This is a genomic window from Spirosoma knui, from assembly GCF_054780635.1.
Window position 1 is genome coordinate 173,888 of record NZ_BAAGVY010000008.1, and the last position, 16,079, is coordinate 189,966.

12 protein-coding genes are annotated in these 16,079 nt (G+C 48.9%); 5 read left to right on the plus strand and 7 right to left on the minus strand.

All coding sequences use genetic code 11. From position 1 onward, the window contains the following. Positions 1 to 4: 4 nt before the first annotated feature. The 3 genes from ACYVIY_RS17495 (at position 5) to ACYVIY_RS17505 (ending at position 6,757) form a co-directional block, all read left to right on the plus strand. Entirely contained in the window at positions 5 to 2,890 is a 2,886-nt protein-coding gene (locus ACYVIY_RS17495) for a tetratricopeptide repeat protein (protein ID WP_460977673.1), read from the plus strand. A gap of 3 nt (positions 2,891 to 2,893) precedes the next feature. Beyond that, positions 2,894 to 4,132, plus strand: coding sequence for an OmpA family protein (locus ACYVIY_RS17500; RefSeq protein ID WP_460977674.1), 1,239 nt, complete (start codon positions 2,894 to 2,896; stop codon positions 4,130 to 4,132). Between the two features lie 264 nt (positions 4,133 to 4,396). Then, positions 4,397 to 6,757 (plus strand): CHAT domain-containing protein, encoded by a 2,361-nt coding sequence (locus ACYVIY_RS17505; RefSeq protein ID WP_460977675.1) that lies wholly within the window; start codon positions 4,397 to 4,399, stop codon positions 6,755 to 6,757. A 110-nt stretch (positions 6,758 to 6,867) separates the two neighbouring features. Here the strand turns inward: ACYVIY_RS17505 and ACYVIY_RS17510 are convergent, their stop codons facing one another. Together ACYVIY_RS17510 and ACYVIY_RS17515 are read right to left on the minus strand one after the other, a co-directional pair. Next, entirely contained in the window at positions 6,868 to 8,397 is a 1,530-nt protein-coding gene (locus tag ACYVIY_RS17510; RefSeq protein WP_460977676.1) for a tetratricopeptide repeat protein, read from the minus strand. Positions 8,398 to 8,700: 303 nt separating this feature from the next. Further along, complete coding sequence (locus ACYVIY_RS17515) at positions 8,701 to 8,898, minus strand: hypothetical protein (protein WP_460977677.1); 198 nt, start codon at positions 8,896 to 8,898, stop codon at positions 8,701 to 8,703. A gap of 549 nt (positions 8,899 to 9,447) precedes the next feature. On the opposite strand from ACYVIY_RS17515, the gene ACYVIY_RS17520 reads away from it, so the two are divergent. Then, positions 9,448 to 9,879 carry a hypothetical protein gene (locus ACYVIY_RS17520; RefSeq protein ID WP_460977678.1) on the plus strand — a complete coding sequence of 144 codons (432 nt, stop codon included), beginning with the start codon at positions 9,448 to 9,450 and terminating at the stop codon, positions 9,877 to 9,879. A 23-nt stretch (positions 9,880 to 9,902) separates the two neighbouring features. After that, positions 9,903 to 10,199 carry a hypothetical protein gene (locus ACYVIY_RS17525; protein ID WP_460977679.1) on the plus strand — a complete coding sequence of 99 codons (297 nt, stop codon included), beginning with the start codon at positions 9,903 to 9,905 and terminating at the stop codon, positions 10,197 to 10,199. Positions 10,200 to 10,293: 94 nt separating this feature from the next. On the opposite strand, the gene ACYVIY_RS17530 is transcribed toward ACYVIY_RS17525, so the two are convergent. The 5 genes from ACYVIY_RS17530 to ACYVIY_RS17550 all read right to left on the minus strand — a co-directional run bounded on the left by ACYVIY_RS17530 (position 10,294) and on the right by ACYVIY_RS17550 (position 16,067). After that, on the minus strand, positions 10,294 to 10,566 hold the full coding sequence (locus ACYVIY_RS17530) for a hypothetical protein (protein WP_460977681.1): 273 nt from the start codon (positions 10,564 to 10,566) through the stop codon (positions 10,294 to 10,296). A 195-nt stretch (positions 10,567 to 10,761) separates the two neighbouring features. Further along, positions 10,762 to 12,213, minus strand: coding sequence for a phytoene desaturase family protein (locus tag ACYVIY_RS17535; protein WP_460977789.1), 1,452 nt, complete (start codon positions 12,211 to 12,213; stop codon positions 10,762 to 10,764). Between the two features lie 49 nt (positions 12,214 to 12,262). Then, positions 12,263 to 13,546 (minus strand): sulfite dehydrogenase, encoded by a 1,284-nt coding sequence (soxC, locus tag ACYVIY_RS17540; protein ID WP_460977682.1) that lies wholly within the window; start codon positions 13,544 to 13,546, stop codon positions 12,263 to 12,265. Further along, on the minus strand, positions 13,543 to 14,178 hold the full coding sequence (locus ACYVIY_RS17545) for a c-type cytochrome (protein WP_460977683.1): 636 nt from the start codon (positions 14,176 to 14,178) through the stop codon (positions 13,543 to 13,545). Before ACYVIY_RS17545 ends, soxC begins: the two co-directional genes overlap by 4 nt. Positions 14,179 to 14,402: 224 nt before the next feature. Further along, positions 14,403 to 16,067 carry a hypothetical protein gene (locus ACYVIY_RS17550; RefSeq protein ID WP_460977684.1) on the minus strand — a complete coding sequence of 555 codons (1,665 nt, stop codon included), beginning with the start codon at positions 16,065 to 16,067 and terminating at the stop codon, positions 14,403 to 14,405. Positions 16,068 to 16,079: the final 12 nt, after the last annotated feature.

Here is a 16,079-nt window from a genome sequence, read left to right on the forward strand (position 1 = left end):
GAGTATGCGAACTTATGTACGGTATGCGCTTGCGCTGGTTGTCAGTATTGGCTGGCTGACTGAAGTACGCGGACAGGAATTAACGACCCGCGATAACGAAGAGGTGAAATTGCTGGCCCGGCGCAAGATTGAACTGGGTCTCAGCGATTTGCTAAACGTACTAAGCCTAACCGACCTTGGTGAAGCGGAACGGAACACGCTCATTACGGAGAGTTTTACGCCGGGAATAAACCAGCTGTTTGCCGATAAAGACGTCGTGGTAGAAGATGACGTCAATCCGAACCGGGCGGCAGCGGCTACTGTGCTCGACATGCCCGTTGAGAAGTATCTGGCCAATTTTGACCTACTCTACGCCAAATCAACGCAGAGTACAATTCTGTTTTCGGATGTTAGCGTTTCCGATCTGAAAAAGGGAACAGCCAACCTGTACGTCAAGGTTTATTATACCGCGCTCTTCAAAGGAAAACATACAAAAATCGACAAAGCCTACGGACCCATTCGGCGGGTGGCGGAAATTCGGGCGGAGCAGACCGGCTCTAAATGGACGGTCCTAATCACCCGACTAGCTTTTGCGACGTCGTCGGATTCGGCCAACCTCACGCTGAACAACGTAGCCCTCAAAGAAGTCGCACCTCGCCGACTCGCTACTACCGACTCGCTCATGGTGAAGAACGACTCTACACAACGTTTGGCCTCACAAACGCCACCAATTGACCCAGTGGTTGAACGTGAAAAGACGATTCTCACTACGTATCAAAAGCTGTTGAAAGACGGGGATGCAGCCCTGACTAGTGGTGATCTGGAAACGGCGCAACGGCTTTATGAACAAGCCGAACACGATAAACCGTTTGAAGATTTAACCCCGAAGGTAAAGCTGTTTCGGGTGCAGAAATTCTTGGAGGAACGCAGCCGAAATTCGCTGTCCGAACAAAAAAAACGCCTGGAACTATCCCTCCGAAAGCGCCGGTATGCCGAAGCAGTGGCCCTGATGCAACGTATCGCTGACCAAAAACCGGATTCTACCGCGCTCGATGAACAAATAAAAGACCTGATTGCCAAAACCCGCCGAAAAGCCGAATTAGATGAGCGGTTTGCCGCGGGTCAGTACCGCGATCTGATCAAAGAATACGGGCGGCTCATTGATGCGGAACGCAAGCAGAACAAAACTACGGTTAGTAAGGTCAACAGTTCGGATTGGTACTTGGGGCGTGGGAAAAGCTATACGAAGGTAAAAGACTATAAAGAAGCCCTGCGCGATCTGAATGAATCCATTACGTTGGATTTTCAGAATTTGGAAGCCCTCGAATCACGGGCCGACCTGTACGCACGGATCAACGATTTCCCTAAAGCAGCCGCCGATCTGTCGGTCTATTTAACCGTCGATCCAACCAATGCGGACATACTAACCCGCCGGGCTACGTATCGCGTCCGAACGAATCGAACAGCCGAAGCCTTTGCCGATTATGACGAAGCCATCCGCATTAGCAATCAGAATCCACGCTATTACTTACTGAGGGGCATGTTGCACCAACAGATAGGAGCCTGCGACAAAGCCGAAGCCGATTTCACGGAAGGTATCAACCGCAGTCGGCGGCAGGCTGACCTGTATTTTCAGCGGGGTACGGCCTATATCTGTTTGCAGCAATACGTTGCCGCCGGTGCTGACTTTACGCGTGCCCTTGAATTAGGACTGAATGCGGCTGACCGTCGACGTATTGACTCTATTGCCACTCAATTTTACCGTCAGAGCGAACAGAATGTACAACTCAGGAAACTACCCGAAGCCTTGGCCCAGTTAACCATTGCTCTGCAAGTCAAACCAGATTACGCAGATGCCTGGTTAGCAGCCGGTAAAATTTATAGTTTACAACTACAGAACGCCCAGGCGGACAGTGCGCTGACGAGCGCAATTCGGTTTGATCCGACTAATGCCGACGGTTTTTACCAGCACGGACTAACCAAACTTCGACAGGGTATGTTTCAAGAAGCCATAGTGGATTTTCGGCAAACGACAACCCTACAGCCGACGTTCTACGAAGCTTCACTAAACGAAGCCAAAGCCCACGTTCAATTGCATCAGTACGACAAAGCGCAGGCTATTTTAGCCACGTTGCGTGGGTTGCGGAAACAACTGGAAAAACGCTATCCGCCGACGTTTTTTGCTGATACCTATTTTTTGTCAGGCCGGTGCGCTTATGAGCTTCGGAATTACGAAAACGCGCTCGACCAATTTGAGGATGCCCTTGCCCTAACCAAAGACTGGGCCGCCGTATACACCGAACGAGGACGAGCCTACGAAGCCTTAGCCAAACCCGACCGCGCCCGAGACGATTACACCAAAGCGGCCCAACTAGAACCCACCGTGGCGGCTCACTATCTGCCCATCGGGTTATTGCTTGAAAAGCGGGAAAAGTTTGACGACGCCCTGGAAGAATACAACCGAAGCCAGCAACTCGACCGTGACCATACATTAACCACCCAGATTTCGCTGGGGAAAGGCCGCTGTCTAATGGCGCAGGGCAAATACCTCGATGCACTAGCTGAGTTGACCAAGGTAGGACAATACGACGGAACGCCCTGCACCGATGAATGTTTTTATCTACGTTCCTATGCTCAGGTGCGCACGGGTCAGTTGCCTACCAATGTGCGTATGACTGGGGTAAATTCCCTACCGGCATCGGCCGAGAATGCGCCTAAAATTCGGTACGTACTGGCGTGTGCGCACCTTCAGGCCAACGACGACAATCAGGCGCTGGCGCTACTGGAAAAAGCGATGCAGATGGGTATTTCAAAGGAATTTCTGAAGAAAGATAAACTGCTCGATTTCGTGCGGAAAGATTTTCGGAAAACGCCCGCTTATAGCCAGCTCGTCAGTCGCTATCGGCAATGAATTATGCAGAAAGCCAGGGCATGGTGGTGGGGTTTCGTGGGCCTGCTACTGCATGGAGCCTTGCAGGCGCAATCCATCAAATTTGTTGGCCGGGTTCAGAATCATCAATCACGGCAGTTTATAGCAGCTACGTGGCGATGGACAAATGCAGCGAATCAACTGCTGCTCGAACGAAGCGCTCCACCCGACGGCTTCGTTGGGTCCGTGCCTTCGGATGCCCGCTTTCTGACAATTAGCAGTCACGGCTATCGAGCCATCCGATTACCAGTTCATTGGCCTCGCACACCAACTGATTCTGCCCGATTTCTGGTAACGCTGCCCCTCGTACCCATCGATAAAATGGTCGATAATCAACCGTATTTTCAATCCGAACAGCGGGCCATTCGGTTATCGTCACGCAATTTAGGTAAGATAGCGGCCCGGTTTCTGGTACAGGACGCGCTAACCGGCCGACCTATTCAGGCCAGTATCTGTTTGTTCTTCACGAAAGCAGCCATAAAACGCTGTTTTACGACTGCCTCGGTGCGTACCGATATCTTCCGGCAGGATATTGTGGCCATTGAAGCAAGTGCATCAGGCTACCAACCTTACCTGGGCAACGTAGTAATCCGTGATTCGGTGGGACGGAATCCGTTACGATACGTTATCCGGCTCAACCCCACCCCCACGCTTATAATGATGAGCCTTCCCGACGTATTGGTGTCCGTTGGGGTTTTGTTAAAACGGCTTCCCAACGGCCCAATCTATACCGCCACCCGATTAACCGATACGCAACTGATGGCCAACCTGGAACCAGGAACGTATGCCATTACAGGAGGAAAAAAAACCGAACTGATTCTTAGTGATACACTACAATTAAAACCAGGGTTGACAGCGTATCACTTAACTACGCAATTATCCAGCGTAAGCGTGGCTGGTGAGCACGTCATTTATTTTAACCAAAGCAGCTACGAACTAACGCCAACCGCCAAACGGCAACTCGACCAGTTTGCCCGTATATGGCGAACCAATCCGCCCAGGCGCATCTATCTAAGTGGTCATACTGACAATGTCGGCAACGCACAGGTAAACAAGGTTTTGTCGGAATTTCGAGCCAGAACCACGAAAACATACCTCGTTCAACGGGGTATTCCCGAAGGTCAGTTCCGCATAGAGAGTTTCGGGTCAGCGCAACCAGCGGTTTCTAACACTACCGAAGAAAACCGTCGTCAAAATCGGCGGGTAATTTTGATGGTACGTTGAATTTACTGGAGAAAATCTACGCGGTGTTGCTCCGTTGGTACGTAGCGTGTCATACTATTCGGTAAAACTGAACGACGTGCTACGTTTGATCGGAAAATGGTATGATGATTATCCCGTTTGGTAAGTTAGGAGTGAACTGCTTACTTTATCAGGTTGTCGCCGAAGGAGTGCTCACGGTTTAGATTGCCGTAACTTTAGTGGAGCAACATCATCACCACTCATTGGTAGTGAACTACGACGCGACCGTAATTGCCCGCCACAAGAATGATAAATTATTACTCTTCAGCCCTTTTTCTCCTCATTGGCCTGCTCATTCAGCCTAATTCATTTTGTTACGCCGAGGTAAATCAGAGCCAGCCTTTGGCTCGGTCATTAGCAGAAGAACTAGAACTCAAAGCATATCAGCATGAGCGGGCTGGCGAACAAACCCAGACAAAAGTAGTATACGGACAAGCCATAGCAGAACGTGCCAAATCGGGGGTCTTTACCCTATTGTCGCAGGGTGGCCTTCCCTTAACAAAATACTTGTATCATCCCTATGATGACGTAGTTACCCAAGGCGATTCGCTTAAAGCAGTTGGGCAGTCAAAGCTGGTAGAAGAGTTATATGCCAAAACCCTGAAGCAACTCGAGCCAGGCCAAGCGAAATCGTCCAGTGCCAGACGACTCCAGCAACAGCTTTATTTAATTGAATTAGCAAATGGGCGCAAAAACGCTGAGCAACGTCTGACGGCTTTAACGCAGCAGGTTTTAGATGAATGGGGCCCCTACAGTGATGTGTATACGAGTTTGCTTTACGAGCAAATCAGGTATTACGACTACAGTCGGAATTTGCCGCTACTTACGGAGTCTCTTAACCGAATGAATTCTGTTTTACATAAGCGACAACGGAATCTGGCCGCGTTTTTATTAAACGACTTCGAGTATGATACGTTTCTAGCGCTGCATCAGCGATACATCGACCAATTACTCTCTGTTTGCGTTAAATACCAGGCTGAGCAACCAGAATTAATCACTACAATCGCGGACTATCTCCTAGTTTCCCGCAATCTTCAGCTAAACGGGCAGCGCATTCTTCGGGAACACTTTATTGTTAAAAACGTGGCAGATATGTTCGTCGCTTTTGGCATGAGTGTTGGCATACCTTACTTGAAGGAAACCGTTGATAAAACACCACCAGACTCCAAGGAACATCAGGAAGCAGTGGCTGAGATTGCATCCCGGCAGGCTCTCATTCAGCAGTTTAACGCCAAAGCGCGACGTAATGCATTATACATTGAATGGGCCAAGTTAAAGACCGGTAGTGATAGAAATGCATTTAATGAGGTTGAGAGTAAACTGCTCGATAGCATTGGGCGTTTCATTGATCAACTCATCATACCCGGTCCAACCGCTGTCATCGCCAAATTACAGCCTGATCGGGCTATAGTCGATTTCTTTTCCTACAGAGACGAGGCAAACCCATCAAACATCCAGTACGGGGCCATTATCTACACCGGAAAGCGATCTGTGCCAAGCCTAGTATTGCTAAGTAGCCGGACAGCCATTTGGCAACTTATCGCTCAGCAAAAAAGAGAGCTGCCAACAGAAACCTATCAGTTAATGAACGCAATTAATCGATTGTATACATCAACAGGCTTATATGAATTACTCTGGAAACCGTTAATGCCAGCATTCGATACCATTCATCATATCGATTATTTACCGATAGATTTACTGAATACTGTAGCATTTGATGCGCTCACGGCTTCGCCCAAAGGCAAACCTCTTTGTGAGCAATTCACCATGAGAAGGGCACTGACAATCCCATCCGTATTTGCCGACTCAGTCGTCATTGCGCCGGAGAAACTACCTGAAAAGCAGGTGAACGCCGATTTATGGGGAGGCATACTATATGATACGAAGGCGGCTAAATTACCCCGAAATGCTAAGTTACCGAGTGAAATTATCCCCTTGCGGGGAGCATCCATAACATTAACACGCGGTCGATACTGGAACTACCTGCAAGGTACGAAAGAGGAAATCAGCAAGATTAAGACTCTTTTAAAATCGTTTAAGAAACTACATTTTGACTCCTATACGAAAAAAAAAGCGAGTGAGTATACGTTTAAATACCGATACTTCAACCTCACTCATCCACATATTTTGCATATAGCCACGCATGGATTCTATGACGATATGAGGCTTGAGAAACCAACTAATGACATTAACCAACTTTCGTCGCAGAGCAACGAGATGATGTTAAAGGGGGCCCTAGTTCTGGCAGGCGCTAATACTCCTCCAGAAGCCGACCAGGAAGATGGCATTCTTACAGCCCTGGAAATTTCTCGCCTTAATTTAAATTCAAAGTTAGTCGTGCTTAGCGCGTGCGAATCTGGGTTAGGCGAACAGAAAAGCAATGAAGGGGTTTTTGGACTCCAGCGGGCTTTCAAACTGGCAGGGGCAGAGTACTTACTGATGACGCTCTGGGAAATTCCGGACCGGGAAACAATCGATATGATGGGTTTCTTCTATGGAAATTTAAGCAAAGGTCAATCAATAGAAACCGCCTTCCGAAACGCTCAAACCTCGATGAAATCAAGTCATTCACCTTTTTTCTGGGCAGGCTTCGTCCTTCTTCGTTAATCGTGTGATTAGCTAGAAACTCTGTTGAGACGGTGATTGCGGAAAAGCTCATCTATTCTTTTGCTCAGGATGTACAAGGCAACTATTCAGGCAATACCAGCATCAGCACCTTAAGGATATTTATGATACACAACAAGCTGATAAACTAAACCTGACTTGACGGTTACCACTAAGCCCGCCCGTTTGTAATGATATATACGATCCTGCGCATTTCGGTCTATTCGAGTATCGGGTAAACCATATAGCTTTGTAATAGTCTCTTCAGATTGGTTTACCCGAAGCCCAAGCGTTGTTTGCCAGGATGAAGAAGTAGTAGTTAGAACATCGTACTGACTCGACCGACCTGTTGAAATTCGTAGTAGATCAACACTGCTCTCCTGATCAACTCTTCCGTTGAGCGTAATTTTCTGTTGCCCCGGAATACGTACCGTAATGGGAAATGACTCCGATGTTGCAAAGGGGAGGACTACCTTCCCTAAGCTCGACTCCGGCGATACATTCACCGTCGAAATATTGTCAGTTGGATCATTCGGGCAAGCTGGCCAAACATCCATTGCTGCTCGGTTAAATGACTCATTAGCGGCACCAGTTATGGAAGAAAAGCTCTCACGGAATTCGTCAAGTCTGTTAGTTTTTTTTAGCCGCAGGACTGCTTTCACAAAGCGAATATTCGGATCATTTTGGGACTGTTGCGTTAAATCCTCCAGCAAGTCTTCCGCCGTGCCATAACGATGCTTCATTAAATAGATGATGGCCAAATTCAGCGCTGCCGGTGCATAGTCTTGATTAGCCTTGTGAGCCTGTGTGGCATAGTTATGAGCCAGTTCTAAAAACTGGCTCATTTCTTGACCGGTGGTTGATCCACGAAGCGTCAGTAGGCGATTAAAGCTATCCCATTCTACCGGCAACCGGAATGGCATCTCCTGGCAACTGGTCAAATTCAGCGCCTTTTTAAGATATAAAGCCGCGAGATTGTTTTGCAGACTTGCCAACGGCCAACGATGGATAGTTTCCGTCAGACAGGGTTCCACCAACGCATAATCTCCAACAGCAAATAAGAATGTAGCTGCATCAACCAGCAGGGCGTCGGGACGGGCGGAGTTAACTTGGGCGAGCGATAGTTTTATTCGATCTGGTTTATTTGGATAACCGGGCAGGTTGTTAGGCAAACTGTAGGATTTATAAAGACGTTCGTAGAGTGGCCTAACTAATCGAAAGCTGTTGTAGCCTGCCAGAAACGCGTGAAGCACTCCTTGCCGATCGGCCAATGCCTCAAGAGTTGCCAGTTCTTCGTCCGACAAGGAGGAACGGTTACCATTGTTGTTCATACGCCCGTCTTGAGCGAGGTCCAGCCACTCTTTATGATTGGCGTGATAGTGGGTTAGCTCGTGACCAATCACTATGGCTAACGCTGCACTCGAGTCCTGACCAAACGTACGACAGATGTCATAAAGCTTTTCATTGATGAATACGGTTTCCTTGGGTTTCGGCTTAAAACTCGCCATTGACGGTAAGCCAAGGGTAGGCACAAGTTTTACTAAGGGGGGATGGCGAGTGTCTGAAAATGTACTCCATACCTGTTTCGTTATATTCGTAATGGTTTGCAGACGGGCATCGGGCGTTGTAGCAGGTTGAGACATTAGACTGCTACCCGAACCTACCAGCGCCAAAAGTAAGATGGCTACCCCTAAGCCCCATCTATTTATGGGTAGGCGATTTTTTACTTGTATTATGATCCGCACTGATGAAAACTTGTTAACCATTTCTTGATGAATACATATCCATTCAGAGAGATACTACATTATTTTGAACTATAGAGCTGCTCGCTAAGCGACAAATACCAAGTTGGCTGATTAGCCATTAGTAGGCGATAGCTTTAATATAAGTAGTAGCTGTTCAGCGCCCGTAAACGAATATCACCAAAGCAGTGTGTATGAAGCTGTTCAGATTTTATCAATGATTTCCAAAACTGTTTGAGTTTTGAGCAGGGTCGCCCGTGCACTCATCAACAAAGCTATGATCGAAACCTGGGTTTTGCCACAGATAATAGTAGAAACACGGGGATTTGATACCACTGACAGGCCAGCGATGAGGTCAATAGCTTTATACTCATCGCTGGCCTGGATTAATTTAATAGCCACTACGTTACCAACACCGGGCAATGAGGTAACTAACTCAACCGAGCCGCGGAGCGGAATGGTTTCAGAGCAGGTTTATAAGCAGTAATGAGTCCAAGACGCCAAACATGAGTTGTACGGCAACAAGCTGGTCGTCAATCTAGAACCCGTTCAAAGGAGGACTAAGGAATGGGTAGGGTCGCTTGTTCGGTAATTATCCTATGAGCAGATTTGCTTGTCGCGAAGAGAGGCTCAAATGATATGAGCTTTTCCCAAAGAAGGACGTAGCTTTCTTTAAAACTAATTCACGGACCAATAGATAAAACTGAGGTTCCATTCTCCAAAACTACTACGAACCACAGCGGTCGTGCCGATGAACGTCAACCGTCGACTGTCAGGTTCTAGCCGAATTTGGCAGTCGACGGTTGCGTTTCAACCGACAAAAATGGTCGTTTGCCCTCTATTCTAAACAGTTCGTGCAGGCTGCTATTTCTCAACGCGCTTCGGGCGACCAACTTTGTTGTACCAAACCGGTAGAGCCTTCCTCTTTTTACCTAAAACAACACAAATACGATGAAATCATTACTTGCACAGTACCGGGCTACCCTGTTAATCTTATTGGTAGCCGTTTCCTTTACAGCCTGTAAAAAAGACAATCCGGACCCATCACCTGATCTGGGCAACCGCGTAGCGGGTCAGTATACCTTCTCTGAGCTATCGTTCAATGGGCAAACCCGACCCGCCAGCCAAACCAACCTGAAAGGAAGCGTACGGGTAGTGCGGCAAACCGCCACCAGCGTGTCGATGCAACTGGATATTCGGTCAAAGTCAGGAGACGAAGAATTTCTGGTTGGCTCGGTTGAAAACATTGACCTGACCAACAATGGCAACGACGTTGAACTTCGGGCGCAGGGCGACAAGATTGCCTACGTATCGAGCAACAAACTGATCATTAACGGCCGCGACGACAATAATACGGAGTTTACCATCACCGCTACCAAATAATTCATCCCACCCATTCACTACCCATGCATTCCTTAAAAAAGTATTTGCTCTTAGCGCTTGCCACACTTACCCTGTCGAGTTCGCTAACGAGTTGTGTAACGGTCTTTGGCGGACGTATTACCGACGAACAGAAACGCAGACCGGCTCCCGGTGAGCTACGTCGCGAGATCCGGGTAGGCGGGCTAATTGCCGACATCCTTCTCTTCCCCTTGGTCAGTATTCCGGTTGATTTTGCAACTGGCGCGATTTACAAGCCCAGATACAGCCCAACGGCGCAGAAAGCCCCGGCGGCTACGTCACAAACTGTAAATAAGCGGTAACAGAATTCAGAATTTGCTAAAGAGTTAATTGCATCAACAAAGGCTACCGTATCAGCAGAACGCACCTATGCCGTTTTTCTGGTACGGTATTTGTTCATTGGGGAGAGGGTAATGACGAAGCCGTTGGAGCGGATAAAATCCAGAAACCATGCCTTAGCAATTCTTGGGCCAATGATGCGGTTACGACCCAATAAAAATTTTCGTCGTTAGTGACAATCTGATACGTATCGCCCTGCGTTTCGCCATTCTGGGCCTGGACATAGGTGAACGCCTGCTGTAAACTGGCAAATGAGGCCACTGAAGAGGGAGAATCTTTAGATGATGCTTTTATAATATCTAACCAGGATAATTGTAATAATATAGACATAGTAATGACCAGTTATCTACGTGCACAAACGTAGGGCATCTAGTCACTAAAACTATGCCATTATAGACAATCATTTCAAAAAGACATAATTTTTAATTAAGATTAAAGCTATTAGTTTTCAAATAGTTAACGTTTTTTACGTTTCTTATATACTTCAAAAGCCGCTCAATAATTCATTCACCTTCGCGCCTTATCCTACCCGTTCGACAGCGGAATAGTAGGTGTTCGGCCAAACACATCGGCTAGTGCTCGCCGGGCTGCATGGTACCCGCACATGCCATGCACCCCACCTCCAGGAGGTGTCGATGATGAACATACGTAAATGCCTTTTGCAGAAGTTCGATACGGTGAGAGCCCAATAACAGGGCGGGTGTACAGCTGAGTAATGTCTATGATTCCTCCGTTGATATCACCCCCAACGTAATTGGGATTGTACACTTCCATCTGAGTGGTATTCATGGTGTGCCGGGCCAGAATCCGGTCGCGGAAGCCCGGCGCGAACCGCTCTACTTGCTGCTCGATGGCTGCGGTTCGGTCTAGGGTAGAGCCATTCGGGACGTGGCAATACGCCCAGGCCGTGTGTTGACCTGCCGGGGCTCGGGTATCATCAAATAAGCTGGGTTGTGCCAATAACACAAAGGGCTTATCGGGGTGCCGTCCTTCAGACGTGGCTTGTTCACCAGCGGTAATTTCCTCGAATGTGTTCCCCATGTGAATGGTGCCTGCTTGCCGACACTCGGCCGCTGTGAATGGAATCGGACCGTCCAGCGCCCAATCGATTTTAAAAACTCCCATCCCGTAGCGGTACTGCTCAAGCTGCCATCTGTATAGTGGCGAGAATCGTTCACCAGCCAGTTGGAGGAGCTGTTTGGGCGTTACGTCCAGCAGAACAGCCCTCGCCGAAGGCAACTCTCCCAGCGTTTTGACGGGCGTGTCAGCCTGGATTGTTCCGCCAATGGACTGAAAATAAGCGGCCAGCGCATTGGCGATACGTTGCGAGCCCCCTTTCGTAATAGGCCACCCCCGCAAATGGCCAGCCGTCATGAGCACCAGTGCTATGGCCGACGTGGTCAGGTTTGAGAGGGGCTGGATAGCGTGGGCGGCCATACCGGCAAATAACCCTTTCGCTTCTTTTGTCTGAAAGCGTTTTGCTAAAAATGTAGCTGACGGTAAGGCATCCAGCCCAAAGCGAGCCATATTAAGTGGATGTTTTGGAAAACGTAACGGACCTAACACATCGGCAGCCATAGTAGGCCAGTCACGGATCAGCGGCTGCATCAGGTCAAGGTAAGCCTGCTTGTCGATACCGAAACGTTGAGCTGTTTCATGTACAGAGGCCCCCAAAACGGCGGCCGTACCGTCATCGAACGGGTGAGCCGCCGAAAGTGGTGGGTAAATAAACTCAAGGCCATGCTCGGCCAAGGGTAAGCTCTGAAAGAAGGGCGAGCCAGCGGCCAACGGATGAACCGCCGAACACACATCATGAACAAAACCGGGTAGCGTCAATTCAGCAGATCGTAACCCACCGCCAATTTCCGCTTTACCTTCGACAAGTAGCACCGATACGCCGGCCTGTTGTAACGTTATTGCGGCTGCCAGGCCATTTGGCCCCGATCCTACTACGATAGCATCGTACTTACTCAAAATAGATCGCTTTTATTACCTAAGCTATTCTTCCAAGCTTTTGTTTATATCCTTATTTCCAGCTTTCTGGCCGATGTACTACACTACCATCGCGCTGGATTCGCCAGACCGTTATCGGATTGAGATGATAGCCGCCCATATCGGCTCCGCGAGCTTCGAGCAATTGCTTGAACGTTGGCTGCACGTAACCCGTTTCGTCGATTGCCCGGCTCATAATTTCGGTTTCATCACCTTTCCAGTACCACAGGTGCCGAAAATACGTATGGGCCTTGTTCATAACAGGCTCCTGAAGGCTAGCCAGTTCCCAGGTCTTACCCGCATCCAGACTGACCTCTACTCGACTGATTTTACCCCGTCCGCTCCAGGCCAGGCCACGCAGTTCAATCCAGCCCGGTTGTACCTGTACCGGATACGTTGGAAACGTAATAATTGATCGGGCATCGATGTCGAAGCTAAACTGCCGTATCTTTCCGTCCTTAACGGCCTCTGTGTACTTTGACGTTTCTTCGCGCGTCATGAAGGGCTGGTCGGATAGTTCGAGCCGACGCAGCCATTTTACGCTAGTGTTACCTTCCCAACCAGGCAGAAACAAGCGAACGGGATAGCCCTGCTCGGGACGTAACGCTTCGCCATTCTGTGCGTAGACAATCATCGCGTCGTCCCATCCTTTCTGGACAGGTATGCTGCGTGTCATTACGGCGGCATCACCTCCTTCGGCTAAAAACCAGCTTGCCCTCGGTTTGACACCTACTTCGCGAAACAAGGTAGAAAGCTTTACACCTGTCCACTCACTCTGGCTGGTTAATCCACAAATGTCTTGAGGTGTCATGGTTTCTTTTCCTGACCTGAAGTTTCCCGAACACTCCAGAAACGCGATACTGGATACCGATGGAAACCGCTTAAGGTCAGCCAGCTTAAATACCAGTGGCTTGTCGACCATACCGTGAATCAGCAACTCATGAGTATTGGGGTCAATAGCCGGCACGCCCGCATGATGTCGCTCAAAATGAAGGTCGGAAGGTGTAATGATGCCGTACAGATTTTGCAGGGGCGTTCGGGAAGAAATATCCGACGGTTTCTTGACCAGCTTTTCATACGGAGAGCGGCTCCCCAACTCGCCGGGCGGAATACCGGGCTGTTTCGTTGGATCGTCCGTTATAACTGTTTCGGGCACACCAATCTGAACGGCTTTCGCAAACGAGGTTTGCACAACGGCCACGGCAGCTGTAGCGGCTCCCCCTAACAATGTCCGACGGCTTAGTTTACCATAAGTTGACGATAACAAAGAGCCCGCTTGATCCGCTACGTCTATATTCTTACTTGTTAGGCTACTCATCGTATTTCCGGTCCACCGCGCCGGTCGTCAGGAATGAAATATTTTTGCGCGGGCATGGTCACCTTGGGTAAGGTTTGTGCATTCATAACCGCATCAGCGCTTACTATCTGATTGGCATTTAAAAGAAACGCAGTTAAACTATACACTTCATTATCAGTTAATGAGCCAGGCTGGTTGTAGGGCATAGCTCGCTGTATGTAATCAAAAACCGTCGTAGCGTAAGGCCAGTAATTACCAATTGTCTTTACTTTTTTGCCCGATTCACCAGCCGGACTAACCAAAGCCCCCTGCGGTCCTTCCGTACCGGTTGCCCCGTGGCAGACTGCACATTTGGTTGCGTAAATCGCTCTTCCCTCTAATACCGTCCCTACCCCTTTAGGTAAGCCAACCCCATCGGGGCGAACATCTATATCCAACCTGGCAATGTCATTAGCTGTTGCCAGACGACCAAACCCAAAACGTACGGCTTGTGGCAACGTATCCTTGTAGACTTCCTGATCAGATTGCAATGTAGCTACTGACTTCCATTCCGCAGCGTGACCAGATGCTTTACCATTTACTTGAAAACAGCTATCCAACACAACGATCAGCATGAAGCCAATTAGGGGGACTTCAAATCTCAATTTCCTCATCGTTTTCCTTAACGACAGTGCTGATAAACGTCAGTTAATGTGATTTACAAAAAAAGCGAAATAAGTCTCTAATTATCAACGCATTGAATTACCTACTTTTTGTCATCCCGACGCCAGGAGGAATCTTCGGATGAGGCCCAAACCTCCGGCAAGTGAAAATTCCTCCTGGCGTCGGGATGACAAAAAATTAGGGCACAATAATGTTAATCACCCATAAATTACGCTTAATACGTTCCCGCCCGTAGTGTACTCTCTGACAAGGCATAGTTGCGATTTACACGGTCCAGGACAACGTGAAGCGACCGTTTCTTCTCATCGACGCCGGTTAGAATAACCTGCGATCCGTCCGTTGTCTGGTAGCGGAGAATCATCCGGTTTCGTTTGCCATCCTCCCGTCGTGCTTCGGCTTTGATGCCTTTGGTGCGACGTGTTGATCGGGCGAGGGGATCAATTTTGAGGTCTTCCGGACCGATGTTTGCAAGGGACGCTTTGGGAATCCAGTTGTCAGTAGGTTGTTTCTTTTCCCGCTTCTTTGGTGCATTTCCTTCCGAATCGCTCCCACCTTCACCCCGTTCACCACGGCCACTCGATGGACGATATTTATCCTGCAAATACAGAACATGATTGACTGGGTCAGCGTCGTAATAATATACCCGCTGCCCGCCAGCCACACCCGTAAGTTCAAACGTCCGGTTCAGGTCGCGCATAGGTGAGCCGCCCCCGTTAGAAAGATCTAGCGGTACAGGCCGGTTGACCTTAAATGTCAGCGTCGACCAGTTTTCAAACGTAGCTTCCTGCCAGCGCAAAGAGTCAGTGGGTGAGTACGGTATTGCTTTTCCGTCTAGCTTGAATTCGCTTACGTTGTAGTTCCCACGTAGCTCGGGCACGCCCTTTTGTGCAGGTTGTTTGTACGGGTCATAGCGGAAGTTTACGTATTGCAACCAGAATAATAGCCCCAGAAAGATACCTATTGTTGCTGTTTTTAAGGAAACGCGGCCAACTCTCTGCCACGTTTTTGATAAGCTTGGGTAGTAATAATTGGGCACTGTAAATTGCTCTTTAATCAGCAGACTGTACAGAGCAGGTACGTAATACACTAGCAGAAAACCGGCCAGCACTACGAAATATGAACTGTAACCATGAACGCCCCCATCGTAGGCCAGGTTAACGTATACGATGTCGGCCAGCGCGCCGAACAGTAGTACGGCTCCCCAGAAAGTCGTTACCCGAAAGAACAACAACGCTCCAGCCACTACTTCGACAACGCCCGTGAAGACTTCGTACCAGGGCACAATGCCGATCGAAAGCCAGTATATTTTCTGGGCAGTCAGATCACCAAAATTTGTATTCAGTAGTCCCAGCGATGGATAGGGTAACTGCGTGGGCATGAGTTTGGTAAAACCGAACCCAATGATACCAATGCCCGCCCGGTACCGGGCAATAACCCGCAGCCAGTAATAAAGCAGGTTATACTCCTGACGTTTCCGGTCTAGCGCCGTCCAGACTAACCCGACGACCGTCGACACAAGCAGAATGAACACCCATTCGCCGTAACCCATCCACGACGGCCACCATTTAGCGCCACCCAATAGGTTCGGCTGAAAGCGAGCAATGTCATACAGATCGCGGTAGTGTAAATGCAGCCAATCGAGCGAGAACAGATTTCGGTACCAGCCTATGTTGGTCGGTATTGAGAAGATTATAATGAAGACAAACGCAATTCGAAAAGCGATTTTCTCTCCAGTTGTCCAGGGTCGGCGCGCGGCTCGGGTAGTTCCTGGCTTCGCTGCTCTCTCCAGCGTTTGTCCGCTCACAGGCGCAACAAAGTCTGTTGGTGCGGCTGCCGTCTGATACGTAAGGTTGCTAAGGGTCGTTTTCAAGGTGGACATAGCGGAAAGCAG

Coding starts and splice junctions, on each gene's coding strand:
- ACYVIY_RS17495 (WP_460977673.1), top strand. CDS start 5: ATGCGAACTTATGTACGGTATGCGCTTGCGCTGGTTGTCAGTATTGGC.
- ACYVIY_RS17500 (WP_460977674.1), top strand. CDS start 2,894: ATGCAGAAAGCCAGGGCATGGTGGTGGGGTTTCGTGGGCCTGCTACTG.
- ACYVIY_RS17505 (WP_460977675.1), top strand. CDS start 4,397: ATGATAAATTATTACTCTTCAGCCCTTTTTCTCCTCATTGGCCTGCTC.
- ACYVIY_RS17510 (WP_460977676.1), bottom strand. CDS start 8,397: ATGTCTCAACCTGCTACAACGCCCGATGCCCGTCTGCAAACCATTACG.
- ACYVIY_RS17520 (WP_460977678.1), top strand. CDS start 9,448: ATGAAATCATTACTTGCACAGTACCGGGCTACCCTGTTAATCTTATTG.
- ACYVIY_RS17525 (WP_460977679.1), top strand. CDS start 9,903: ATGCATTCCTTAAAAAAGTATTTGCTCTTAGCGCTTGCCACACTTACC.
- ACYVIY_RS17530 (WP_460977681.1), bottom strand. CDS start 10,566: ATGTCTATATTATTACAATTATCCTGGTTAGATATTATAAAAGCATCA.
- soxC (WP_460977682.1), bottom strand. CDS start 13,546: ATGAGTAGCCTAACAAGTAAGAATATAGACGTAGCGGATCAAGCGGGC.
- ACYVIY_RS17545 (WP_460977683.1), bottom strand. CDS start 14,178: ATGAGGAAATTGAGATTTGAAGTCCCCCTAATTGGCTTCATGCTGATC.
- ACYVIY_RS17550 (WP_460977684.1), bottom strand. CDS start 16,067: ATGTCCACCTTGAAAACGACCCTTAGCAACCTTACGTATCAGACGGCA.